Below are 25863 nucleotides of genomic sequence, written 5' to 3'. Positions count from 1 at the left end.
GGGCGCCGGGAGGGGGGCCAGGCCGCGGGTCATTGCCCGCCAGGCCTGGCGCGTCTTCAGTTGCCCAGCTTGCCGCGCTGTTCGCGCACCTTCTGCAGCGTCTCGCCGAATTGCGCCAGACGGGCCTTTTCCTGTTCGACCACGGCGGCCGGGGCGCGCTCGACGAAGCTGGCATTGGACAGCTTGCCGTTGGCCTTGGCGATCTCGCCTTCGAGGCGCGCGATTTCCTTGTCCAGGCGCACGCGCTCGGCGGCAACGTCGATCTCGACATGCAGCATCAGGCGGCTGGCGCCGACCACCTGCACCGGCGCGCCGGCGTCGGGCAGGACGTCCAGCACGTCGACCTGGCTGAGCTTGGCCAGCGCCGCCAGGTAGGGGGCGTTGCGCGTCAGCGTGGGCGCGTCGCCTTGGGCGCACAGCGGCACCTTCTGCGCCGGCGACAGGTTCATCTCGCCGCGCAGGGCGCGCACCGCTTCGACCTGGGCCTTGAGTTCGGCCACGTCGGCCTCGGCGGCGGCGTCCACGGCGGCCGGGTTGGCTTGCGGGTAAGGCTGCACGCTGACGCTGTCGGCCACGCCTTCCTGGCGTTTGCCGGCCACCACCGAGACCTTCTGCCACAGTTCTTCCGTGATGAACGGAATGATCGGGTGCGCCAGGCGCAGCACGCCTTCCAGCACGCGGATCAGCGTGCGGCGCGTGCCCAGTTGCTGGGCCGGCGTGCCGGTCTGGATCTGCACCTTGGCCAGTTCCAGGTACCAGTCGCAGTATTCGTCCCAGACGTAGCGGTACAACGCGTTGGCGACATTGTCGAAGCGGTAGTCGGCGAAGCCGCGCGCCACTTCGGCTTCCAGCGTCTGCAGCTGGCTGACGATCCAGCGGTCGACGAACGAGGTTTCGCCCGAGTCCGGACCGGTCAGGTCGTGGCCTTCGGTGTTCATCAGCACGAAACGGGTGGCGTTCCAGAGCTTGTTGCAGAAGTTGCGATAGCCCTCGCAGCGCTTCAGATCGAAGTTGATGTTGCGGCCCAGGGTCGCGTAGGCGGCCATGGTGAAGCGCAGCGCATCGGTGCCGAAGGCGGGGATGCCGTCCGGATACTGGCGGCGCGTCGCTTTCTCGATGGCGCCAGCCTGCTTGGGGTTCATCAGGCCGTAGGTGCGCTTGGCCACCAGGCCATCCAGGTCGATGCCGTCGATCAGGTCGACCGGATCGAGCGTGTTGCCCTTGGACTTGCTCATCTTCTGGCCGTCGGCGTCGCGGATCAGGCCGTGCACGTAGACGTGCTTGAACGGGATCTGGCCGGTCAGATGCGTGGTCAGCATGACCATGCGCGCGACCCAGAAGAAGATGATGTCGAAACCGGTGACCAGCACGCTGGAGGGCAGGTAGCGTTCCAGGTCGGGCGTCTTGTCGGGCCAGCCGAGCGTGGTGAAAGGCACCAGGCCCGACGAGAACCAGGTGTCCAGCACGTCCGGGTCGCGCGTGAGACCGCCGGTGACGCCGGCGGCGCGTGCCTGCTGGATCGCTTCGGCCTCGTCGTGCGCGACGAACACCTGGCCGTCTTCCGAGTACCAGGCGGGAATCTGGTGGCCCCACCACAGCTGGCGCGAGATACACCAGTCCTGGATGTTGTTGAGCCACTGGTTGTAGATGGTGGTCCAGTTGTCCGGGTAGAACCGGATGCGGCCGTCTGCCACCACGTCCAGCGCCACCTCGGTGATGCTCTTGCCCGGGTTGAGCGTGCCTGCGGGGGCCGGCTTGCTCATGGCGACGAACCATTGGTCGGTCAGCATGGGTTCGAGCACGACGCCGGTGCGGTCGCCCTTGGGCTGCATCATCTTGTGCGGCTCGACCTTGACCAGGTAGCCCTCGGCTTCCAGTTGGGCGACCACGGCCTTGCGGGCCTCATAGCGCTCCATGCCCTGGAACTGCTTGGGGCCGTTCTCGTTGATGTGCGCGTCGAGCGTGAAGATCACGATCAGCGGCAGGTCGTGGCGCATCGCGCAGGCATAGTCGTTGAAGTCGTGCGCGCCGGTGATCTTGACGCAACCGGTGCCGAATTCGGGATCGACGAAGTCATCCGCGATAATGGGGATGTTGCGGTCGCACAGCGGCAGCTCGACTTCCTTGCCGATCAGGTGCTTGTAACGCGGATCGTCGGGGTGTACGCACAGCGCGCCGTCGGCCAGCATGGTTTCGGGGCGGGTGGTGGCGATGGTCATGCCGCGCAGGGTGACCGTCTGGCCGTCCTTGTCGACGATGGTCTGCGGGCCGTCGACGAAGGGGTAGAGGATGTGCCACATGTGGCCGTCGGTCTCTTCCGACTGCACTTCCAGGTCGGACACGGCCGTCAGCAGCTTGGGGTCCCAGTTGACCAGGCGCTTGCCGCGGTAGATCAGGCCCTGTTTGTGCAGGCGCACGAAGGTCTCGACCACGCCGCGCGACATGCGCTCGTCCATGGTGAAGTACTCGCGCGGCCAGTCGGCCGAGGCGCCCAGGCGGCGCACCTGACCGGTGATGGCGTTGCCCGACTTTTCCTTCCATTCCCACACTTTTTCCACGAATTTCTCGCGGCCCAGGTCGTGGCGCGAAACCTTCTGGGCGTCGAGCTGTCTTTCAACCACGATCTGCGTGGCGATACCGGCGTGATCCGTCCCCGGGATGAAGACGGTATCGTTGCCCAGCATGCGGTGGTAGCGGATCAGGCCATCCATGATGGTCTGGTTGAACGCGTGGCCCATGTGCAGGGTGCCCGTCACGTTGGGCGGCGGGAACTGGATGACGTAGGGCTCAGCGGCGCCTTGGGTTCCCGTCCCTGTTTTTACGTGCGAGCCGGCGGCGAAGTACCCGCGCTTTTCCCACTCGGCGTACCAGCGGGATTCGAGTGCGGCGGGTTCGAAGCTCTTGGAGAGTTCCGGGGTGTCGGTCGCGGCGGGCGCGGCGTTCGGGGGAGCAGCTTGAGTCATTACAGGTTCCGGCAGACAGGGCGCCCGGTCGATGGAAACGGGCAAGCAAACCGCTCATTTTAAGATGTAATGCGGTCGTATCGGCGTGTTAGAATACCGGGTTACTGTAAACCTTTTAGAAGTCCCTGAATTCATTGGGATTTCGCCAAAAGTTCATTGAAAAAACGCTGAGGATTTCAGCACAATGAACCGAGCGAACATTCAATGCGGGATGCCTCCGAAGGGTCGGCAGTGTCGAATCCCCGCCTTGGCACAGGCGGCCGGGACGGCCCGGAAATGCCGCCGCGACGCAGCCGCTGTCGCGGCCCGGCAGGTCCGAGCCGCTTGCGCGCCCATGGCGCGATGCCGTCTGAAGGGTGACACCAACAGACGCAGGCCACGCCAGGCAATCATAGAAACCAGTCAGCAATCCGTTTTTGGAGTTCCCATGTCCGCCCAACGCACCCTCTCGATCATCAAGCCCGACGCCGTTGCCAAGAACGTCATCGGCCAGATCGTCGGCCGTTTCGAACAAGCCGGCCTGAAGGTCATCGCCGCCCGCCTGACGCAACTGTCGCGCACCGACGCCGAGCGTTTCTACGCCGTGCACAAAGAGCGCCCCTTCTTCAAGGATCTGGTCGATTTCATGGTCTCGGGCCCCGTGTTCGTGCAAGTGCTGGAAGGTGAAGACGCCATCCAGAAGAACCGCGACCTGATGGGCGCCACCGACCCCAAGAAGGCCGCCCCGGGCACCATCCGCGCCGACTTCGCCGACAGCATCGACGCCAACGCCGTGCACGGCTCGGACGCGCCGGAAACGGCCGCCGTCGAAGTGGCTTTCTTCTTCCCCGAAATCAACATCCACAGCCGTTGATTTTCCGGAAATCGTTTTAGCGTCATAGCACTACCCAGGTCATGGAAACCGTCGAACGAATCAATCTGCTGGGGCTGGACGGCTCCGCCCTGTCCGAACTCGTCGGGCAGTGGGGCGGCAAGCCGTTTCGCGCCCGCCAGCTGCAGCGCTGGATGCACCAGCGCGGCGCCGATTCGTTCGACGCCATGACCGACCTGGCCCGCGATTTCCGCGGCCAACTGGCATCGCGCTGCGTCATCGAGGCGCTGCCCGTCAACACCGAGCAACGCTCGTCGGACGGCACCCGCAAGTGGCTGTTCGACGTGGGGCAGGGCAACGCCATCGAAACCGTCTTCATCCCCGAAGACGACCGCGGCACCCTGTGCATCTCCAGCCAGGCCGGCTGCGTGGTGAACTGCCGTTTCTGCTCGACCGGGCATCAGGGGTTCAACCGCAACCTCAAGACCAGCGAGATCATCGGCCAGCTGTGGTGGGCCAAGCGCGTGCTGGAAGCCGACATCGGCACCGCGCGCCTGGAAAGCGCCCGCGCCACCGAAGATACCCGGGTCATCAGCAATGTGGTCATGATGGGCATGGGCGAGCCCCTGCTCAACTACGACCAGGTGCTGCCGGCCCTGCGCCTGATGCTCGACGACAACGCCTACGGCCTGTCGCGCCGCCGCGTCACGGTGTCCACATCGGGCGTGGTGCCCATGATGGACCGCCTGTCGCAGGACTGTCCGGTGGCGCTGGCCGTGTCGCTGCATGCGCCCAACGACGCGCTGCGCGACGAGCTGGTGCCGTTGAACAAGAAATACCCGTTGAAGGAGTTGCTGGCCGCGTGCGAACGCTACCTGGCCTTCGCGCCGCGCGACTTCATCACGTTTGAATATTGCATGCTGGACGGTATCAACGATACCGATCAGCATGCCAAGGAACTGATAAACATTGCCCGCCAGATCCGCTGCAAGCTCAATCTGATCCCGTTCAATCCCTTCCCCGCGTCCGGTCTGAAGCGTTCGCCTTCGGCCCGCGTCAAGGTGTTCGCCCAGCGCCTGATGGACGCCGGCATCATCACGACGGTGCGCAAGACCCGGGGGGACGATATCGATGCCGCTTGTGGCCAGTTGGCCGGAGAAGTGCGCGACCGTACCCGGATCACCGAGCGGAACGCCGCGCAGCGCCAGACCATACCAATTAGACAGGTGCATGCATGACGCAGGATATCGCTTCTGCAGTTTCAGAGACACCCGCGAGCGCGGGTGGCTCGGGCAATGTGGGCTCGGCGCTGCGCGCGCTGCGCCAATCCAAGGGCTGGTCGCTCGACGAAGTGTCCAGCCGTATCAAGTTTTCGGCCAAGCAGATCGAGGCCCTCGAAAATGAACAGTGGGCCGATCTTCCCACCGGCGTTTCGCTGCGCGGCCTGATCCGCAACTACGCCCGCATGCTGGGCGCCGATTCGCAGGCCATCGTCGATTCGCTCGACCCCAAGGCCCGGGTCACCGGCCCGGTCAAGCTGAGTCCGGGCGCGTTGCATTCGGCGCATTCCATTCCCCAGTCCAGCGCTGACGACGATCGCGCGTCGTCGGCGTCGTGGGGCTGGCTGATCGCCATCGTGCTGGTGCTTGCCGCCGGCGTCGCCTACGCCTTCTGGCAGGGCTGGCTGCCGCAGCAGTGGCTGGCGTTCGACTGGCTTCCCAAGCTGTCCAAGTAAATACCGATTCGACCGATGCAAGAATCCTCTCTGCCTTGCCAGGATGCGCCGCCGCCCGCCGTGGGCGCGGCGCCGCGTCGCGCCACGCGTTCGGTGGCGGTCAAGTGGGGCGACCGAATCGTCCGCATCGGGGGCGACGCGCCGGTGGTGGTGCAGTCCATGACCAACACCGACACCGCCGATGCCATCGCCACGGCGATCCAGGTCAAGGAGCTGGCGTTGGCCGGTTCCGAGATGGTGCGCATCACCGTCAATACGCCCGAGGCGGCCAGGGAGGTCGCGGCGATCCGCGAGCAGCTCGATCGCATGGGGGTGGATGTGCCGCTGGTGGGCGACTTCCACTACAACGGCCACAAGCTGCTGACGCAATTCCCGGAATGCGCGCAGGCGCTGTCCAAATACCGCATCAATCCCGGCAACATGGGCGGCGGCAAGCGTCGTGACGACAATTTCGCCCAGATGATCGAGGTGGCCTGCCGCTACGACAAGCCGGTGCGCATCGGCGTGAACTGGGGCAGCCTGGACCACGAGCTGATGGCGCGCAAGATGGACGAAAACAGCCGCCGCGCCCAGCCCTGGGAGGCTCAGGCGGTCATGCGCGACGCGCTGGTGGTGTCCGCCATCAGCAACGCCCAGCGCGCCGAGGAACTCGGCCTGCGCCGCGACGCCATCATCCTGTCGTGCAAGGTCAGCCACGTGCAGGACCTGATCGCGGTCTACCGCGACCTGTCGGCGCGTTGCGACTACCCGCTGCACCTGGGCCTGACCGAGGCCGGCATGGGCAGCAAGGGTATCGTGGCCTCGACCGCCGCGCTGGCCGTGCTGCTGCAGCAGGGCATCGGCGACACCATCCGTATTTCGCTGACGCCGGAACCCGGTGGCGACCGTGGCCGCGAAGCTGTTGTGGCGCAGGAAATCCTGCAGACCATGGGCCTGCGCGCGTTCACGCCCATGGTGGTGGCCTGCCCCGGTTGCGGCCGCACCAGCAGCACGTTCTTCCAGGAACTGGCCGACAGCATCCAGTCCTACCTGCGCCGGCAGATGCCGGTGTGGCGCGCCCAATACCCCGGCGTCGAAAGCATGAACGTCGCGGTCATGGGCTGTGTGGTCAACGGGCCTGGCGAAAGCCGCCACGCGGACATCGGCATCAGCCTGCCGGGCACCGGCGAGGTGCCGGCCGCGCCGGTGTTCGTCGACGGCGAGCGCACGGTCACCCTGAAGGGCGATCGTATCGCCGAGGAATTCCAGGCCATCGTTGAAGACTATGTGGCGCGTCGCTATGGCGCGCTCGCCTCTCATTAAAGAAAGGGTGTGGCCGCAGGCGCGCTTGCCAGCGCGCGGGGCGGCATGATCAAGATGACTCAAGCTTTCCAGAAAGTCGCCGCCATCCGCGGCATGAATGACCTGCTGCCGGGGCCGAGCGCCCGTTGGGAGCAATTCGAGGAAATCGTGCGCGGCTGGCTGCGCGGCTACGGCTATCGCAATGTGCGTACGCCCGTGCTTGAGCATACGCGCCTGTTCACGCGCGGCATCGGCGAAGTGACCGACATCGTCGAAAAAGAGATGTACACGTTCACCGATGCGCTCAACGGCGAATCGCTGACCATGCGGCCCGAGATGACCGCCGGCATCGTGCGCGCCTCGATCGAGCACAACCTGCTGTACGACCGTCCGCAGCGCGTCTACTCGATCGGCCCGGTGTTCCGCCATGAGCGCCCGCAGCGCGGCCGCTACCGCCAGTTCCACCAGATCGACGTCGAGGCCCTGGGTTTTGCCGGCCCGGACGTTGATGCCGAACTGATCGTCATGCTGGCCCGCCTGTGGAAGCTGCTGGGCCTGACCGACGTGCGCCTGGAATTGAACTCGCTGGGCCAACCGGCCGAGCGCGCCGCGCACCGCGCCGCCCTGATCGCGCACCTGGAAAAGCACAGCGACATTCTGGACGAAGACGGCAAGCGCCGCCTTTACACCAATCCGCTGCGCGTGCTGGACACCAAGAACCCCGCCATGCAGGAAATGGCCGACAGCGCTCCGCGCCTGTTCGATTTCCTGGGCGAGGAATCGCGCGCCCACTTCGAGGGCGTGTGCCAGCGACTGACCGACGCCGGCATCGAATACCGGCTCAACCCGCGCCTGGTGCGCGGGCTGGACTACTACAACCTGACCGTCTTCGAATGGGTCACCGACCGCCTCGGCTCCCAGGGCACGGTGTGCGGTGGCGGCCGCTACGACGGCCTGATCGAGCTGCTGGGCGGCAAGCCTGCGCCGGCGGTCGGCTTCGCGATTGGCATGGAGCGCCTGCTGGACCTGTGGGAACAGAGCGTGCAGATCGACGCCCCGGCCGAGTGCGACGTCTACGTGGTGCATCAGGGCGAGGACGCGCAGCGCCTTGCCGCCCGGGTGGGCGAAGACCTGCGCGATGCCGGCCTGTCGGTGGTGGTGCATGCCGGCGCCGCCAGCTTCAAGTCCCAATTCAAGCGCGCCGATGCCAGCGGAGCCCGGGTTGCGGTTATCCTTGGCGCCGATGAAGTGGCCGCGCAGACCGCCAGCATCAAGTTCCTGCGTGCCGACGCCCAAGGCGAAGCCGCGCAGCAGCAAGTCCCGTTGGCGGGCTTGGCCGACGTATTGAATCTCAAGGGTTAGCATGGCATACGATCTGGAAGAACAGGAACAACTCGACGCGATCAAGGCGTGGTGGGCCCGCTACGGCACCCTGGTCATGGTGCTGGTGGCCGCGGTGGCGCTGGCCTGGGGCGGTTGGTGGGGCGCCAAGGCCTACCAGGCGCACAAGGCCAACCAGGCCATGGGCTACTTCGAGGCGCTCGAAGATGCGGCCCGCCTGGGCGGCGCCGATTCGGCCGTGCGCATCAAGGCTGCCGCTGCAACGCTGCGTGACCAATACGGCTCGACCGGCTACGCCGCGCGCGGTGCGCTGGTGGCGGCGCAGGCGCTGCAGGCCCAGAATGACATCGACGGCGCGCGCCAGCAGCTTGAATGGCTGGCCGGCCAATCCAAGAATCCCTCGATGCAGGCGGTGGCGCGGTTGCGCCTGGCGGGCCTGCTGCTCGACCAGAAGCAGTACGATGCCGCCCTGGGGCAGCTGAACAACGCGCCGGCCGCGTTTGCCGCCTTGTTCGCCGATCGCCGCGGCGATATCCTCGCGGCGCAAGGCAAGCGCGAGGAAGCGCGTGCCGCATGGCAAAGCGCCATCGATGGCCTGGGCACGGCGAATCCGCTGACCCAGGTGGTGCAATTGAAACTGGATGCCCTGAGCGGAGCGTGACTGGAATGCGTAAATTTGCCTTTGGCCGCGCCTGGCGCGGCGCGGTGTGCCTGACGGGCATGCTGGCCCTGGGCGGCTGCGGCCTGTTTTCCCACGACGATGGCCGTTACGACCCCGCTCCCCTGACCGAATACAAGGCGGGCATGTCGGTGCGCCAGGTCTGGTCGACCTCCATCGGCAGCGGTTCCGGCCTGGGCTTCGTGCCCACGGTGCTGGGCAACGCGGTCTACGCCGCCACGCCCGACGGCTCGGTCGGCAAGTTCGACCTGCAAAGCGGCCGCCCCATCTGGAAATCGCAGGCGGGCGTGAAGCTGACCGCGGGAGCCGGCAGTGACGGCACCACCACCGCCGTGGCCTCGCCCGACGGCGACGTGGTCGCCTTCGACGACAGCGGCAAGGTCAAGTGGAAAGTGCGCGCCACCAGCGACGTCAACATCCCGCCGGTGGTGGGCTATGGCATCGTCGTGGTCCGCAGTGGCGACTACCGTATCCAGGCCTTCGACGCCAACAATGGCGAACGGCTCTGGAGCGTGCAGCGTCCCGGCCCGGCGCTGGCTCTGCGCAGCACCGCCCAGATGGTGCTGGCCGAAGGCCTGGTCATCACCGGCCTGCCCGGCGGCAAGATGCTGGCCATCGCCTCCGACAGCGGCAACGTGCAATGGGAAGGCACCGTGGCCACCCCGCGCGGCGCCAGCGACCTGGAGCGCCTGACCGACGTGGTGGGCGCGCCGCGCATCGCCGGCAACCTGCTTTGCGCCGTGGCCTACCAAGGGCGTATCGTATGCTTTGACGTCACGGCCGGCGGCCGTCCGATCTGGGCCAAGGACTTCTCCAGCGTCAGCGGCATGACCCTGGACCAGCGCTTTGCCTATTCGGCCGACCAGAACAGCGTGGTCAACGCCTTCGCGCTCGACAACGGCGGCAACGTCTGGAAGCAGGCGGCGCTGAAGAACCGCCAGCTCACCGCGCCGGCCCTGTTGGGCGGCGCGCTCGCGGTCGGCGACCTGGACGGCTACGTGCATTTCCTGTCGCGCAGTGACGGCAGCCTGATGGCGCGCCTGTCCGTCGGGGGCGGCGCCATCGTGTCGCCGCCGCAGACGACGTCCCAAGGTGTGCTGGTCCAGACGGGCAATGGCAATCTCGTCCTGATCGGCACCAACTAAACTCTTAAGAACAAAGCCTTACACCGTGTCTTTCAAGCCTGTCGTTGCCCTGGTCGGCCGTCCCAATGTGGGGAAGTCGACCCTTTTCAACCGCCTGACGCGATCGCGCGCCGCGCTGGTGGCCGATTTTTCCGGCCTGACCCGCGATCGCCATTACGGCGAGGGCAGGGTGGGCGAGATCCCGTTCATCGTCATCGACACGGGCGGTTTCGAGCCGGTTGCCAAGGACGGCATCCTGCTGGAAATGGCGCGCCAGACGCGCCAGGCCATCGCCGAGGCCGACGTCGTCGTGTTCCTGGTGGATGCGCGCGCTGGTCTCAATGCGCATGACCACGAAATCGCCACGCTGCTGCGCAAATCGGGCCAGCAGCGCGTGCTGCTGGCGGTGAACAAGGCCGAAGGCATGGCGGCCGGCACATCCATCGCCGAGTTCCACGAGCTGGGCCTGGGGCAACCCTATCCCATCTCGGCGGCGCATGGTGACGGCATCGTCGACCTGATCGAGCTCGCACTGCAGGACCTGGCCGAACCGCCGGCCGAGGAAGAGCCGGTCGAAGAGGGCGAGCACGACCACCGCATCAAGCTGGCCATCGTGGGGCGTCCGAACGTCGGCAAGTCCACGCTGATCAACACGCTGATGGGCGAAGAGCGGGTGATCGCGTTCGACATGCCCGGCACCACCCGCGATGCCATCGAAATCGATTTCGAGCGCGACGGCCGTCGCTACACGTTGATCGACACCGCCGGCCTGCGCAAGCGCGGCAAGGTGTTCGAGGCGGTCGAGAAGTTCTCGGTCATCAAGACGCTGCAGGCCATCGAGGCCAGCAACGTGGTGCTGCTGATGCTGGACGCGCAGACCGAGATCTCCGAACAGGACGCCCACATCGCGGGCTTCGTGCTGGAGACCGGACGCGCCGTGGTCGTGGCCATCAACAAGTGGGACGGCCTGGACGGCGAGGAAAAGGAACGCATCGAGCGCGAATTCATGCGTAAGCTGCGCTTCCTGTCTTTCGCTCGCGTGCACACCATTTCGGCGCTGCGCGGGCAGGGCATCAAGCCGTTGCTCAAGTCGGTCAACGCGGCCCATGCCGCCGCCTTCGCCAAGCTGTCCACGCCCAAGCTGACGCGCGAGTTGCAGGCCGCCGTCGAGCAGCAGCCGCCGCCGCGCAAGGGCATTTTCCGTCCCAAGATGCGTTATGCGCACCAGGGCGGCCAGAATCCCCCGCTGGTGGTGATCCACGGCAACGCGCTAGACGCGGTGCCCGATTCGTATCGCCGCTACCTGGAAACCCGTTTCCGCAATGCTTTCGATCTGGCCGGCACGCCGCTGCGGATCGAATTCAAGTCTTCGCACAACCCCTACGCGCAGGAAAGCTGATCCATGAGCCGTTTCTGGAGTCCCGTGGTCGGGACGCTCAGTCCGTATGTCCCGGGCGAGCAGCCCAAGCTTCAGAACCTCATCAAGCTGAACACCAACGAGCATCCCCATGGACCGTCGCCCAAGGTGCTCGAGGCGATCCGTGCGGCGTGCGACGATACCCTCAAGCTCTATCCCGATCCGTCGTCCGACCGCCTGCGTCAGGCGGTGGCGACGGCGGTGGGCGTGGCGCCGGCCAACGTCTTTGTCGGCAATGGCTCGGATGAAGTGCTGGCGCATGCCTTCCTGGCGCTGCTCAAGCACGAGCGCCCGCTGCGCTTTCCCGACATTACCTACAGCTTCTACCCCGTCTACTGCGGCCTGTACGGCATCGACTACCAGACCCTGCCGCTGACCGATGATTTCCGCATCGACGTCGAAGACTATCTGCCGGGCCGTCATGACCAGGCGGGCGCCATCATCTTCCCCAATCCGAACGCGCCCACCGGCCGCGCGCTGACGCTGGCCGAAGTCGAGCGCATAGTGGCGGGCAATCCGGACTGCGTGGTGGTGGTGGACGAGGCCTATGTCGATTTCGGCGCTGAATCGGCCATCCCGCTGACGGCGCGGTACGACAACCTGCTGGTGATCCAGACGTTGTCCAAGTCGCGTTCGCTGGCCGGTCTGCGGGTCGGTTTCGCGGTGGGCAGTCCGGAACTGATCGATGGCCTGGAGCGGGTCAAGAACAGCTTCAATTCCTATCCTGTGGATCGCCTGGCCTCGGCCGGCGCGGTGGCCGCGCTCGAGGACGTCGAGTACTTCGAGCAGACGCGCCAGGCGGTGATCCAGACCCGCGCGCGCATGACGGCCGGGCTGCAGGCGCTGGGCTTCGAGGTGCTGCCGTCCAGCGCCAATTTCGTGTTCGCCCGGCACGCTTCGCGCGATGCCGCCGAACTGGCGGCCGGCCTGCGTGAACGCAGCATCATCGTGCGCCATTTCCGCCAGCCGCGCATAGACCAGTTCCTGCGTATTACAGTGGGCACGGATGCACAGTGCGAATTGCTTCTGGAGGCGCTCGCGCAGGTCATCTGAACCGCGGCTGAAGGGCTTTTCCGGCGGAAAACTCTGGTGTCAACTTTTGCATCCGACACAAGTGGCACGGGCCGGGAAAACCCTGTAGAGTACATATTTCGGCGTGCCCCACCTGTGAAAAGCGCGTCATCACTCAATAACAAACAAATGGAGCCTGGCCAATGAGCAATAAAGGGCAAACTCTGCAAGATCCGTTCCTGAACACGCTGCGCAAGGATCATGTGCCCGTGTCGATCTACCTCGTGAACGGCATCAAGCTTCAAGGGCAAATCGAATCTTTCGACCAATACGTGGTGCTGCTGCGTAACACGGTCACGCAAATGGTCTACAAGCACGCCATTTCCACCGTTGTTCCCGCCCGCGCCGTAAATTTCCAGGTGGAAGTCCCTGCTGAATAATCTCGCTCCCGCAGTACCTTTTATTGCCCGCCAGACGGTTGACGTCGGCGGGCATTTTCGCTTTGGCTCCAAAATGGTGCATGTATGCGCGCACTGATCATCAGCGTGGATCTGGGTGATCCCGATTTCGCCGCCCATGCCGAGGAATTCGCCATGCTGGCCAAGGGCGCTGGCGCGGAAATCGTCGGCACGCTCACCGCTCGCCGCGACCGTCCCGATGCCAAGTTCTTCATCGGTTCCGGCAAGGCCGACGAAGGCGTGGCCATGGCCCAGGCATTGCTGGCCGACATTGTGTTGTTCGATCAGCCGCTTTCCCCGGCGCAGCAGCGCAACCTTGAGCGCGCCTTCAATTTGCGCGTGGTGGACCGCGTTGCGCTCATTCTCGATATTTTCGCGCTGCGCGCCAAAAGCCACGAAGGCAAGCTGCAGGTCGAACTGGCGCAGTTGCAGCACCTTGCCACGCGCCTGACCCGCATGTGGAGCCACCTGGAGCGGCAGCGCGGCGGTATCGGCATGCGCGGCCCGGGGGAATCGCAGCTGGAAATGGACCGCCGCATGATCGGCGCCAAGGTCAAGACGCTGCGCGAGCGCCTGGACCGGGTCGAGCGCCAGCGCGTCACGCAGCGGCGCGCCCGCGCGCGCGGCGGCGCCTTGTCGGTGTCGCTGGTGGGGTACACCAACGCCGGCAAGTCGACTCTGTTCAATGCCCTGACCCGGGCCGACACTTACGCCGCCGACCAGTTGTTCGCCACGCTCGATACGACCACGCGCCGTATCTGGATCGAAGGCGCAGGCAATGTGGTGGTATCCGATACCGTGGGCTTCATCCGTGACTTGCCCCACGATCTGATCGCCGCGTTTCGCGCCACGCTCGAAGAAACCGTGCACGCGGACCTGCTGCTGCACGTGGTCGATGCCGCCAGCCCGCAGCGCGACGAGCAGATATTCGAGGTCAACAAGGTCCTGGCCGAAATCGGTGCCGCCGCGATTCCCACCATTCTGGTATATAACAAGATCGACCGCGCTGGCCTGGAACCCCGGGCGGAGCGTGACGCCCATGGTACGATTGCGCGAGTATTTGTAAGCGCCACCGAGCGCGCCGGTTTGGATGCGTTGCGCGGGGCAATTGCGGAGACCGGACAGATTGTGGGAAACAATGCCGCGAATTATCAAACTCTTCAATCTGAATGACCCCGGCTGGGGTCGTGGAAACAACAATGGCTCCGAGCCGCCCAAGCGACCCCAGGGCAACGGAGACGGTCCGCCCGACCTCGATGAGGTCTGGCGCGATTTCAATAATCGCATCGGATCGTTGTTCGGTCGCAAGGGCGGGGGCGGCAATAACCGCCCCGGTGGCAATCGCGGTGGCATGACGCCGCCGTCGCCGCGTGGCGCGCGCATCGGGCTGGGGGTGATCGCCCTGGTCGCGGTCGGCATCTGGGCGGCCAGCGGTTTCTACATCGTCCAGGAAGGCCAAGTCGCCGTCGTCACGCAGTTCGGCAAATACAAGAGCACATCGCAAGCCGGCTTCCAGTGGCGCCTGCCGTACCCCATCCAGAACCATGAAATCGTCAACGTGTCGCAACTGCGCACGTTCGAGGTCGGTTTCCGCGGCGGCGCCCGCAATAAGGTGCTGCCCGAGGCGTTGATGCTCACGACGGACGAGAACATCGTCGACATGCAGTTCGTCGTGCAGTACCGCCTGCGTGCCGATGGCGCGCCCGACTATCTCTTCATGACCCGCGACCCGGACGACTCCGTGCGCCAGGCGTCCGAAACCGCCATGCGCGAAGTGGTCGGCAAGCAGTCCATGGACTTCGTGCTGTACGAAGGCCGTACCACGGTCGCCAGCGAGGTCCAGGCGCTGATGCAGCAGATCCTCGACCGTTACCAGACCGGTGTGCAGGTCAGTACCGTCGCCATCCAGAACGTGCAGCCGCCGGAACAGGTGCAGGCCGCGTTCGACGACGCCGTCAAGGCGGGCCAGGATCGCGAACGCCAGATCAACGAAGGCCAGGCCTATGCCAACCAGGTCGTGCCGCTGGCCAGTGGCCAGGCGTCGCGCATGCTGGAGCAGGCCGAGGGCTACCGCGCCAAGGTGACCGGCGACGCGCAGGGTAATACCGCGCGCTTCACCAGCATCCTGGCCGAGTACGAAAAGGCGCCGCAGGTCATGCGCCAGCGCATGTACCTCGAAAGCATGCAGGACATCTTCACGCGCGCCAGCAAGGTCATGGTCGACACCAAGAGCAACAACAACATGTTGTATCTGCCCTTGGACAAGATCATGCATCTGGCCGCCCAGGATGCCGGCAAGTCCACGGTGGGCAACCCGGGATCGCCTGCATTGGTCAGTCCGCCGCTCCAGGCGCCGCTGCGAGGCAGCGCGGCGCCGGTTCCGCAACCCTCCGGCAGCAGCAATAGCAACTCGCTGCCCCGCGACCGTACGTCGCGCTAACCCGGAGGATTTCTGATCATGCAACGTCTTATGCCCATCCTGGTTGGCCTGCTCATCGTGCTGGCCGCCCTGTCTTCCTGCGTATTCGTGGTGCGCGAGCGCGACTACGCCCTGGTGTTCTCGCTCGGTGAGGTACGCAAGGTCATCAGCGAGCCCGGCCTGTACTTCAAGGCGCCGCCGCCGTTCCAGAACGTGGTGACGCTGGACAAGCGCATCCTGACCATCGAAACCAACGAGGCCGAGCGCATCCAGACTTCCGAAAAGAAGAACCTGCTGATCGACTCGTACGTCAAATGGCGCATCGCCGATCCGCGCCTGTACTACGTGACCTTCGGTGGCAACGAGCGCGCCGCGCAAGAGCGCCTGCAGGCGCAGATCCGCGACGCCCTGAACGCCTCGGTCAACGTGCGCACGGTGCGCGAAGTGGTGTCGACCGAACGCGACAAGATCATGGCCGAAATTCTGACCAACGTCGCCAAGCGCGCCGAGCCGTTGGGCGTGCAGATCGTCGATGTGCGCCTGCGCCGCATCGAGTTCGCGCCCGAGATCTCGGAGTCGGTCTATCGTCGTATGGAGGCCGAGCGTACCCGCGTCGCCAACGAGCTGCGTTCCATCGGCGCCGCCGAGGGCGAGAAGATCCGCGCCGAAGCCGACCGCCAGCGTGAAGTCATCGTGGCCCAGGCTTACGCCAAGGCCCAGACCATCATGGGCGAAGGTGATGCCGCGGCCGCCGCGATCTACTCGCAGGCCTACGGCAAGAATCCGCAGTTCTACACGTACTACAAGAGCCTGGAAGCCTACCGCGCTTCGTTCTCGAAGCCGGGCGACGTGCTGGTGGTGGACCCCAGCTCCAGCTTCTTCCAGTTCCTGAAGGACCCGGCGGGCCAGGCCCTGGCGCCGGTCACCGTGCCGGCCAAATAAAGGCGGTCACGCACCGACGGCCCCTTGGTTTCCCAAGGGGCTTTTTTCTGTCCGGCGCCGGCGTCGGGCCAAGCCGGCTCCGGCTTCGGGGCAATGGGGGACGGCTTGGCGCCACGGGACACCCCGACTGGCGCCGCGGGCTGAACCATGTACAATACCGCGTAAGCTAGAAAACATTCCGCAGCGACTGAGCGGGCTTACGCCCCCTCAGTCGCTTTTTCGTTTGGGCGACGCCCACGCATCTCTAGGCGTTATTCAGGTAAACATTCATGGGTAACTGGTTGCTGCCCGAGAGCCTTGCCGACGTACTTCCGGCAGAGGCCCGGCGCATCGAGGAATTGCGCCGCGAACTTCTCGATCTGTACCGTACTTACGGCTTCGAGCTGGTCGCGCCACCCCTGGTCGAGTACATCGATTCATTGCTGTCCGGTACCGGCAGCGATCTGGATCTGCGCACCTGCAAGCTGGTCGACCAGTTGTCGGGCCGCACGTTGGGCGTACGCGCCGATATGACTCCCCAGGTCACGCGCATCGATGCGCACTTGTTGAACCGCGCTGGCGTGACGCGCCTGTGCTATTGCGGCAACGTGCTGCACGCGCGCCCGGCGGATCTGCTGTCGAGCCGCGAGTTGCTGCAGATCGGCGCCGAAATCTACGGCCATGCGGGTTTCGAGGCCGACCTCGAAATCGTGCAGTTGGTGCTGGAAACCGTGGCCATCGCCGGCGTGCGCAATCCGCGCCTGGTGCTGTGCCATCCGGGCGTGCTGCGGGCCATCGTCGAAGCCGATCCGGCCGCCGCCGAGGTGTCGCAGGACGTCATCCGGCTGATGCGCGAGAAAGACGTGCCTGGCCTGACCGAGTTGGCCGCGCGTACCCCTGGCATGCGCGCCGAGACGCTGAAGGCGCTGCAATTGCTGCCCAAGCTCTATGGCGGTCCCGACGTGCTCAAGCGCGCTCGCCACGACCTGCCGCTGCTGCCGGGTGTGGTGGCGGCGCTGGACGCGCTGCAAGTGCTGGTCGATGGCATGCCCAACGTCGATATCGGTGTCGATCTGGCCGATGTCGATGGCTACGGTTATCACTCGGGCATCAAGTTCGCGCTGTACGCCGAAGGTTGGCGCGACGCGCTGGTGCGCGGCGGTCGCTACGACGACGTCAGCCTGGCCTTCGGGCGCGCGCGTCCGGCCACCGGTTTCAGTCTGGATTTACGCAAGCTGGCGGCGGGTCTGCCGCCGGCGGAACGGGCGCGTGCGGTTCGCGCGCCCTGGGGGCAGGCCCCCGCCCTGGCCGAGGCGGTGCGCCGCCTGCGCCGGTCAGGGGAAATCGTCGTTCAGGTATTGCCCGGTCACGAGCAGGATCAGGACGAATTCGTTTGCGATCGCGAGCTGGCGCTGCAGGATGGCGCCTGGACGGTCAGAACGCTGTGACTAACTCCCTCTCGGCAACGAGAGGGCCGCGGGGAGATTTCCGGATTTCCCGAGAAACTCGATATTGATTCGTAACATGAGCAAGAACGTAGTCGTAATCGGCACCCAGTGGGGTGACGAGGGCAAGGGCAAGATCGTTGACTGGCTGGCGGAATCCGTCCAGGGCGTGGTCCGCTTCCAGGGCGGCCACAACGCCGGCCATACGCTGTGGATCAATGGCAAGAAGACGATTCTTCGCCTGATCCCGTCCGGCATCATGCATCCCGGCGTCACCTGCTTCATCGGTAACGGCGTGGTGTTGTCGCCGGAGGCCTTGCTCAAGGAAATCGAAGAGCTCGAGGCCGCCGGCCTGGACGTGCGCTCGCGCCTGCGCATCTCCGAGATCTGCCCGCTGATCCTGCCGTACCACGTGGCCGTCGACAAGGCCCGCGAAGCGCGCAAGGGCGATGGCAAGATCGGCACCACCGGCCGCGGCATCGGTCCGGCCTACGAAGACAAGGTTGCCCGCCGCGCGCTGCGTGTGCAGGACCTGTTCAACCCCGCGCTGTTCGACGAGAAGCTCGCCGAAGTGCTGGATTACCACAATTTCGTGCTGACCCAGTACCTGGGCGCCGAAGCGGTGTCGGCCAACGAAGTGCGCGATCAGGCCATGGCGCTGGCGCCGGCCATCGCGCCGATGGTGGCGGACGTCTCCAGCACCCTGTTCGCCATGCAGCAGGAAGGTAAGCGCCTGCTCTTCGAAGGCGCGCAGGGCGCGCTGCTCGATGTCGACCACGGCACGTACCCGTTCGTCACCAGCAGCAATTGCGTCGCCGGCGCCGCCTCGGCTGGCGCGGGCGTTGGTCCGCAGTCGCTGGACTACGTCCTGGGCATCACCAAGGCCTACACCACGCGTGTCGGCTCGGGCCCGTTCCCGACGGAACTGGTCGACGAGATCGGCACCCGCCTGGCCACCATCGGCAAGGAATTCGGCTCGGTCACCGGCCGTCCGCGCCGCTGCGGCTGGTTCGATGGCGCCGCCCTCAAGCGTTCGGTGCGCCTGAACGGCATCACGGGCCTGTGCATCACCAAGCTGGACGTGCTCGACGGCCTGGAAACCATCCAGCTGGGCGTCGGCTATCGCGTCAACGGTGAATTCCGCGACGTGCTGCCGTACGGTGCGCACGCCGTGGCGCAAGCCCAGCCGGTGCTGGAAGAGCTGCCGGGCTGGAGCGAATCCACTGTCGGCATCACCGAGTACGACAAGCTGCCCGAGGCCGCCCGCCGCTACCTGGAGCGCGTGGCCGAAGTCTGCGGCGTGCCGATAGATCTGGTGTCCACCGGCCCCGACCGCAACGAAACCATTGTGCTGCGTCATCCCCTGAAGGGCTGACATCGGGTTATTATTCGCAAGGCCGCCGCCGGTCTCATACCGGCGGCGGCCTTTTCGTATTTTTACGCAGGAGATCCTTGCCTATGAGCGCGCCAACCAGTGACGATAGCCATCTGTGGGTGACGTGGGACGACTACAACCGCTTGATCGAGCGCCTGGCTTTGCAGGTGCATCAGTCCGGTTGGGAGTTCGACAAGATTCTGTGCCTGGCGCGTGGCGGCATGCGCGTCGGCGACGTCATGTCCCGCATTTTCGATGTGCCGTTGGGCATTCTGGCGACCAGCAGCTACCGCGAGGCCGCCGGCACCAAGCAGGGCGACATGGATATTGCGCAGTTCATCACCATCACGCGCGGCACGCTGTCCGGGCGGGTGTTGCTGGTGGACGACATGGTCGATACCGGCAAGACCTTCATGAAGGTGTATGACCACCTCAAGAGCCAGTTCGCCGACATCACCGAACTGCGCAGCGCCGTGCTGTGGTGGAAGGGGCATTCCCAGGCGCAGCCCGACTATTACGTCGACAAGCTGCCGACCAACCCCTGGATCCACCAACCCTTCGAAGACTACGACAGCCTGCGTCCGCACCAGTTGGAAGCATGGATCCGCAAGGGATCCAAGGGCTGAAGTCATTGGGGACGGGTTGTCCGGCGGGCCAGGCCGTCCATGCGCGGCCTGGCCGGAACGTATGCAGGTGTTGTTCCGGACGGTCCCATTCGGTAGTCAAAATGGCCATGACCATGCTAGAATCGCTGGTTATCGCTAAACCGAACTTGGCTTGTTACTCTCTGGGTAGTCTACGGGTAACGGAAACAGCCAGCCGAATTTAGCGCTGCAAGGCTCTTGGCGTTGGCGCCTGGAAGCGGAAAACGAGGGATAAGCAATCAGTTGCCCGGGTGTGCCCCGGGCTAGGGTGCGCGGATCCCTTGGCCCGGATGGGCATGCCCGATTACTATATTCGCGTATGCATGGTCTGCGGCCTGGGCTGACAGGCGGTTCGCCGTCGGGAACCCCGTGGCGTTGCTGGTAAGCAAGCCAGGTTTGTCATCAACTTTTGTTACCCTACAAGCAGGCCAATCACTTTATGCCTATCGTTCGACTGAAGGAAAACGAACCGTTTGAAGCCGCTCTGCGTCGCTTCAAGCGCACTATCGAAAAGACCGGTTTGCTCACCGAGCTGCGTTCGCGCGAGTTCTATGAGAAGCCCACGGCCGAGCGCAAGCGCAAGCACGCCGCCGCCGTGAAGCGTCACTACAAGCGCATCCGTAGCCAGCAACTGCCCCCGCGCCTGTATTGATTTTTGATTCCCGAATCTATTGATTCCAGAATCATTCATCCAGGAACTACTCGCCCGGGTCGACGTCGTCGATGTAGTCGGGCGGTACGTGCAGTTGCGAAAGGGTGGGGCCAACTTGCTTGGCCTGTGTCCCTTTCATAACGAAAAAAGTCCGTCGTTCACTGTCAGCCCCACCAAGCAGTTCTATCACTGCTTCGGTTGCGGAGCGCATGGCAGCGCCATCACTTTCCTGATGGAACACACGGGCGCCAGTTTCCCCGAAGCCGTGCGCACGCTCGCGGCTTCGGCGGGAATGACGGTCCCCGAAGAAAATCGCAGTCCCCGCCAGCAGCAGGAAACCGCGCGCCGCAAGGCCGAGGAGTCCCGCCATACGCAGGTGCTGGACGCCGCCCAGGCCCATTATCTGAAGCAGTTGCGCGCGTCGCCGGCGGCGATCCGCTACCTGAAGCAGCGCGGTCTGACCGGCGAGATCGCGGCGCATTTCGGCTTGGGCTGGTCCGGCACGGACCGGCACGGCCTGTCGCAGGTTTTTCCCAATTATGAAGATCCCACCCTGGTGGAATCGGGTCTGGTCATCGAGTCGGAGGACGGGCGCCGCTATGACCGCTTCCGCGAGCGGATCATGTTCCCGATCCGCAATGCGCGTGGCAGCCTGATCGGCTTTGGCGGCCGCATCATCGGCAAGGGCGAACCCAAGTACCTGAATTCGCCGGAAACCCCGTTGTTTTCCAAGGGCCAGGAGTTGTATGGCCTGTGGGAAGCCCGCCAGGCGATCCGCCAGGAAGGCCAGGTCATCGTGGTCGAAGGCTACATGGACGTGGTGGGGTTGGCGCAGCAGGGCATCGCCAACGCCGTGGCGACGCTGGGTACCGCGACCACGCCAGACCACGTCAAGAAGCTGCTGCGCGCCAGCGACAAGGTCATCTTCAGTTTTGACGGCGACGGCGCCGGTCGCCGCGCCGCATGGCGTGCGCTGCAGGCATGCCTGCCGGTGCTGCGCGACGATATCGCCATCCGCTTCCTGTTCCTGCCGACCGAGCACGATCCGGATTCGTACGTGCGCGAGCTTGGCGCCGAGGCCTTCCGTGCCTGCCTGGGCGAGGCGGTGGCACTGTCGCGCTTCCTGTTGGACGAGCTGGCCTCGCGCCACAACATGGACGAGGCCGAGGGACGCGCCAGCTGCCTGCACGAGGCCAAGCCGCTGCTGGCCACCATTCCCGAATGCGCGCTGCGCGTGCAGATCGAACGCGAAATGGCCAAGCTGGTGCAACTGACGCCGGAAGAGATGGCCCTGGTCCTGGCGCAGCAGCCGGCCAAGCCGTTTGGCGCGCCCGCCAGGCCGGCGCTCGCGGAAACTGGCGGCGCTGCCGCGGTGCCGCAAGACGGCGGTCCGCCGGAGGCCGGTTACGATTTCAGCGGTCACGATTTTCACGACATCCCGGCCGAGGACGGCGAATACGCCGACTATGGCCAATTTGGCGCGCCGACGGGCGAGCAGGCTAGCGGCTGGAGCGCCGGCGGCGGCCAGCAGGGCTGGAAAGGGAAGGCGGATTGGAAGGGCAAGGGCGACTGGAAGGGCAAGAGCGACTGGAAGGGCGGCAAGGGCAACTGGAAGGGCCGGCGTGACGACATTGGCGGCTTCGAAGGGCGCCGCACCATGCCATCGCTGGCCAAGCGCCTGTTGGGCTTGCTGCTGGCGCATCCGGAACTGGTGGACTCGATGGGAGACCAGCAGCTTGAAGTCATCGATAACGGCCCCCATCTAGGATTGGTACGGGACCTGATCATGCTGGCCCAATCCAGTGGTGCGCGTCATGTGGGAGCCCTGTTGGAGGCGGCTGAGCCGGATTCGGACTTGGCGACGGTGCTCAAGGGCTTGCGGGCCGATATCCTGTCCCAGGAAGATCTGCCGGATCCGCAGACGGAATGGGATGATGCCCTGCGCCGTATCGAGTTCGATTCCGCCAAGGTGGAAATGGCCCGATTGGCGGCGGCAGGCCTGGCCTCCGAGGAGGCGCGGAAGCGCTACCTGGAGCTGTCCAGCCGTATGCAAGTGCTCAAGGGTGCCGGGATACGCTAAATGCGGTAAAATCAAGGGTTTTCCGCCGTGAAAGGTCGATGTCTCACCGGAGGTTGGTGAATTGGGGGTGCCCTGACGAGAAGCCGGGCGCAGGGAAGAACCTAAGGCAAAAACCCAAGGCAGAAACCCAAGGCAAAAACCCAAGGCGGAAATTAAGGGCGTAATCCTTTTTACGGCGTACGGAATCTATTTTCGTTGCGGGAATCTAATTGTTTTAGGGTTTGACGGACGGATCGGTTGAAGTTTTTGCCGGGTTGGAGACGGGGTCCCTGGTGGGAACCTGCGGGGTGCGAAGCCACCCTGGGTACCAGCGAAAAAAAGCGGATCTGTGCGTCAAACTTGTTACATAGTTAATTAATATAGCTGAGCGGTGAATCACGCAGTCCGGCGGCGGTTGTTCTCGCGTCGCGTCGGAGGCTCGGGTGCTGTGTCTATCTAGCTGCCAAGGGCAAGGCCCGACAGGCAAGCAACGCCTATTTATAGGCAGGCAGCCCCCCCTCGACGCCCGAGACCCGCCGCGGGATGAGGCCATGTACGTCAGGCGTTCGCCCGGTATTGCACCGGAAGGGCGCCAGGCGGGCTCGCGAGAGCTGGTGCTGCGACCAACGCAGCCGCAGGGTTTCCGCCGATTCACCTGATTTACCCGTATGGACGCCGCGCCGGGCCCGTTGCCCGGTGGTGATGTCATGCGGTGCAACATGCCCGAACGGGTTGCGACGACCACGGAAGCGACTATGACCAAATCCACCGGCAAATCCTCCTCTGCAATTGACGCCACCGACACTCCGGCCGCCAAGGCCAAGCGCGTCGTGAGCATGGCGGCGGAAAAAGCGCCCGCCAAGACGGCGGTGAAGGTCGCCAAGCCTGCCGCCAAGACTGCCGCCAAGAAGGCGGCCACCAAGACGGCGGTAGCCGACAAGCCCGAGAAGGTGACGAAGGCTCGCGCCAAGAAGGCCGAGGACAAGCTGGCCGACCTGGTCGGCAGCGCGCGTCCGGCCCCCAGCGGCCGTCGCCCGGGGCGCCCGGCCAAGAATGCCAACAACGATTCCGATGGTTTCGACGACACCATGGACGGCGAAGGCGAAGTCCTGCCGGACCTGAAGCCGCCCAAGCGCGGTGGCAAGCGCGGCAAGGCGGATCCCAAGGATCTGATCGCCCGCGGTCCCGTCTCGGCCGAGGAATACGAAGCGCGTCGCAACCGCCTCAAGCAGCTGATCAAGCTGGGCAAGGACCGCGGCTACCTGACCTACGGCGAAATCAACGACCATCTGCCTGACGATCTGGTCGACGCCGAAGCCATCGACGGCATCATCAGCACCTTCAGCGACATGGGTATCGCGGTCTATGACCAGGCCCCCGACGCCGAAACGCTGCTGATGAGCGAAAACGCGCCGGTGGCCTCCAACGACGACGACGTCGAGGACGAAGCCGAAGCTGCGCTGACCACCGTGGATTCCGACTTCGGTCGCACCACCGATCCCGTGCGGATGTACATGCGCGAAATGGGCTCGGTGGAGCTGCTCACGCGCGAAGGCGAAATCGAAATCGCCAAGCGCATCGAAGACGGTCTGAAGCACATGGTCATGGCCATCTCCGCCTGCCCGACCACCATCAACGAAATCCTCGCCCACGTCATGCGCGTGCGTGAAGGCCAGGCGCAGATCGACGAAGTGGTCGACGGCCTGGTCGATCCGGAAGACGGCGAAGAGTACGCTGGTGCCGGTGTCACCGCCGACGAGGATGAAGGCGATGACGGCCCCGCCGGCGGCATGTCCAGCAAGCAGCTGGAAGACCTGCGTGTTAAGGCGCTGGCCAAGTTCGACGAGGTCGGCAAGCAGTTCGACAAGATGCGCCTGTCTTACGAGAAGGACGGCTACAAGTCGGACATCTACGTGCGCGCGCAAGAGGCGATCCAGAACGAGCTGATGGGCATTCGCTTCACCGCCAAGATGGTCGAGAAGCTGGCCGATACGCTGCGCAGCCAAGTGGAAGAAGTGCGCCAGCTCGAACGCGCGGTCCTGCACACGTGTGTGGACCGTGCCGGCATGCCGCGCACGCATTTCATCAAGGTGTTCCCGGGCAACGAAACCAACCTGCAGTGGGTCGTCGACGAGGTGGCCGCAGGCCATCCGTACGCCGAAACGCTGGAGCGCCAGATCCCCGCCGTGCAGGAACTGCAGCAGAAGCTGATCGACCTGCAGACCCGCGTGGTGTTGCCGCTCAAGGACCTGAAGGACGTCAACAAGCGCATGGCCACGGGCGAAGCCAAGGCTCGCAAGGCCAAGCGTGAAATGACCGAGGCCAACCTGCGTCTGGTGATCTCGATCGCCAAGAAGTACACGAACCGCGGCCTGCAGTTCCTGGACCTGATCCAGGAAGGCAACATCGGCCTGATGAAGGCCGTGGACAAGTTCGAATACCGCCGTGGCTACAAGTTCTCGACCTACGCGACGTGGTGGATCCGCCAGGCTATCACCCGTTCCATCGCCGACCAGGCGCGCACTATCCGTATCCCGGTTCACATGATCGAAACGATCAACAAGATGAACCGGATCAGCCGCCAGATCCTGCAGGAAACCGGCGCCGAGCCGGATCCCGCGACCCTGGCGCAGAAGATGGACATGCCCGAGGACAAGATCCGCAAGATCCTGAAGATCGCCAAGGAGCCGATCTCCATGGAAACGCCGATCGGTGATGATGACGATTCGCACCTGGGCGATTTCATCGAGGACACCTCGACGCTGGCGCCGTCCGACGCCGCACTGCATGGTTCCATGCGCGACGTCGTCAAGGAAGTGCTAGACTCTTTGACCCCGCGGGAAGCCAAGGTGCTGCGCATGCGTTTCGGTATCGAAATGAGCACCGACCAGACCCTGGAAGAAGTGGGCAAGCAATTCGACGTCACGCGTGAGCGCATCCGCCAAATAGAGGCTAAAGCGCTGCGCAAGCTGCGTCACCCGAGCCGGGCCGACAAGCTGAAGAGCTTCCTGGAAGGGCAGTAAGTTTCCTGGGCCTCTAGCTCATGCCTGGTTAGAGCAGCGGACTCATAATCCGTTGGTGCCGAGTTCGACTCTCGGGGGGCCTACCAAAGAAACATGCGGGCCTCGGAGCAATCCGAGGCCCGTTCTGTTGTCGGCGGAGTTTGAATGAATTCGTCGCATTCGAAGCGTGACAGGACGTCGGCTTCGCGAAGCGCGTCGATCATCCGCCAGGCTGCGATCTTGCGTACTTGTTCGGCCGCTCTTGTGGCCATAGGTGTCGTCGCCGGACTTGAAATGATCCGGATCGATCGCCGGTATCGGCGTTGCCGCCGCGTCCCGGTGCGATGGCAGACTCGCTCAATGGGGGATGGATAGCGGATCTGCCGCGTGCCCCCGATATGCCGCCCGGCGGTCCATGGCGGTGATCGCCAGGTCCCCGCCGATCACCCGGCATAGGGAGCGCCACAACTCGGAGTGCCGTGATCCGACCGGTGCGCCGGCCGCCACGGCCCAGGCCGGCCGCGGC

Annotated in this window: 20 protein-coding genes and 1 tRNA gene; 20 read left to right on the top strand and 1 reads right to left on the bottom strand. The window is 64.8% G+C overall.

Annotation, left to right across the window (positions count from 1 at the left end):
* Positions 1-56: 56 nt before the first annotated feature.
* On the bottom strand, positions 57-2963 hold the full coding sequence (locus K2W61_RS26960; RefSeq protein WP_236756921.1) for a valine--tRNA ligase: 2907 nt from the start codon (positions 2961-2963) through the stop codon (positions 57-59).
* Positions 2964-3390: 427 nt separating this feature from the next.
* On the opposite strand from K2W61_RS26960, the gene ndk reads away from it, so the two are divergent.
* From ndk to K2W61_RS26860, 20 genes are all read left to right on the top strand, one after another.
* On the top strand, positions 3391-3816 hold the full coding sequence (gene ndk, locus K2W61_RS26955) for a nucleoside-diphosphate kinase (protein ID WP_236756920.1): 426 nt from the start codon (positions 3391-3393) through the stop codon (positions 3814-3816).
* 41 nt (positions 3817-3857) lie between these two features.
* The gene (gene rlmN, locus K2W61_RS26950; protein WP_175134101.1) at positions 3858-5012 is read left to right on the top strand and encodes a dual-specificity RNA methyltransferase RlmN; all 1155 of its coding nucleotides are present in this window, start codon (positions 3858-3860) and stop codon (positions 5010-5012) included.
* Positions 5009-5509 (top strand): helix-turn-helix domain-containing protein, encoded by a 501-nt coding sequence (locus K2W61_RS26945; RefSeq protein ID WP_175134102.1) that lies wholly within the window; start codon positions 5009-5011, stop codon positions 5507-5509. The genes rlmN and K2W61_RS26945 overlap by 4 nt, the downstream gene beginning before the upstream one ends.
* 6 nt (positions 5510-5515) lie before the next feature.
* Entirely contained in the window at positions 5516-6811 is a 1296-nt protein-coding gene (gene ispG / locus K2W61_RS26940; RefSeq protein WP_419761658.1) for a flavodoxin-dependent (E)-4-hydroxy-3-methylbut-2-enyl-diphosphate synthase, read from the top strand.
* A gap of 54 nt (positions 6812-6865) precedes the next feature.
* Complete coding sequence (hisS, locus tag K2W61_RS26935) at positions 6866-8152, top strand: histidine--tRNA ligase (protein ID WP_175134104.1); 1287 nt, start codon at positions 6866-6868, stop codon at positions 8150-8152.
* A gap of 1 nt (position 8153) precedes the next feature.
* Positions 8154-8792, top strand: coding sequence for a YfgM family protein (locus K2W61_RS26930; protein ID WP_175134105.1), 639 nt, complete (start codon positions 8154-8156; stop codon positions 8790-8792).
* A 5-nt stretch (positions 8793-8797) separates the two neighbouring features.
* The gene (gene bamB, locus K2W61_RS26925; protein WP_175134106.1) at positions 8798-9955 is read left to right on the top strand and encodes an outer membrane protein assembly factor BamB; all 1158 of its coding nucleotides are present in this window, start codon (positions 8798-8800) and stop codon (positions 9953-9955) included.
* 25 nt (positions 9956-9980) lie between these two features.
* Complete coding sequence (der, locus tag K2W61_RS26920) at positions 9981-11333, top strand: ribosome biogenesis GTPase Der (protein WP_175134107.1); 1353 nt, start codon at positions 9981-9983, stop codon at positions 11331-11333.
* Between the two features lie 3 nt (positions 11334-11336).
* On the top strand, positions 11337-12404 hold the full coding sequence (gene hisC, locus K2W61_RS26915; protein WP_236756919.1) for a histidinol-phosphate transaminase: 1068 nt from the start codon (positions 11337-11339) through the stop codon (positions 12402-12404).
* Between the two features lie 161 nt (positions 12405-12565).
* A complete protein-coding gene (hfq, locus tag K2W61_RS26910; RefSeq protein WP_006218585.1) occupies positions 12566-12802 on the top strand; it encodes an RNA chaperone Hfq in 237 nt (78 codons plus the stop codon).
* 84 nt (positions 12803-12886) lie between these two features.
* A complete protein-coding gene (gene hflX / locus K2W61_RS26905) occupies positions 12887-13993 on the top strand; it encodes a GTPase HflX (protein ID WP_175134109.1) in 1107 nt (368 codons plus the stop codon).
* A complete protein-coding gene (gene hflK, locus K2W61_RS26900; protein ID WP_175134110.1) occupies positions 13959-15260 on the top strand; it encodes an FtsH protease activity modulator HflK in 1302 nt (433 codons plus the stop codon). The genes hflX and hflK overlap by 35 nt, the downstream gene beginning before the upstream one ends.
* An 18-nt stretch (positions 15261-15278) precedes the next feature.
* Positions 15279-16181, top strand: coding sequence for a protease modulator HflC (gene hflC, locus K2W61_RS26895; RefSeq protein ID WP_175134111.1), 903 nt, complete (start codon positions 15279-15281; stop codon positions 16179-16181).
* Positions 16182-16450: 269 nt separating this feature from the next.
* Positions 16451-17608: an ATP phosphoribosyltransferase regulatory subunit gene (locus tag K2W61_RS26890; protein WP_175134112.1), complete on the top strand. Its 1158-nt coding sequence runs from the start codon at positions 16451-16453 to the stop codon at positions 17606-17608.
* Positions 17609-17684: 76 nt separating this feature from the next.
* A complete protein-coding gene (locus K2W61_RS26885) occupies positions 17685-18980 on the top strand; it encodes an adenylosuccinate synthase (RefSeq protein WP_054417791.1) in 1296 nt (431 codons plus the stop codon).
* 83 nt (positions 18981-19063) lie between these two features.
* Entirely contained in the window at positions 19064-19606 is a 543-nt protein-coding gene (locus K2W61_RS26880) for a phosphoribosyltransferase (protein WP_006387865.1), read from the top strand.
* A gap of 457 nt (positions 19607-20063) precedes the next feature.
* Entirely contained in the window at positions 20064-20276 is a 213-nt protein-coding gene (gene rpsU / locus K2W61_RS26875) for a 30S ribosomal protein S21 (RefSeq protein ID WP_006218592.1), read from the top strand.
* 19 nt (positions 20277-20295) lie between these two features.
* On the top strand, positions 20296-22356 hold the full coding sequence (gene dnaG, locus K2W61_RS26870; RefSeq protein WP_175134113.1) for a DNA primase: 2061 nt from the start codon (positions 20296-20298) through the stop codon (positions 22354-22356).
* 734 nt (positions 22357-23090) lie between these two features.
* A complete protein-coding gene (rpoD, locus tag K2W61_RS26865; protein ID WP_175134114.1) occupies positions 23091-25358 on the top strand; it encodes an RNA polymerase sigma factor RpoD in 2268 nt (755 codons plus the stop codon).
* 7 nt (positions 25359-25365) lie between these two features.
* A tRNA-Ile gene (locus K2W61_RS26860) sits at positions 25366-25444 on the top strand.
* Positions 25445-25863: the final 419 nt, after the last annotated feature.

Origin of the sequence: Achromobacter pulmonis, from assembly GCF_021733725.1 — a bacterium.
Classification (GTDB): domain Bacteria; phylum Pseudomonadota; class Gammaproteobacteria; order Burkholderiales; family Burkholderiaceae_B; genus Achromobacter; species Achromobacter pulmonis.
The sequence above is the reverse complement of the archived record's forward strand: the minus strand, read 5'-3'. Positions and strand labels throughout refer to the sequence as shown.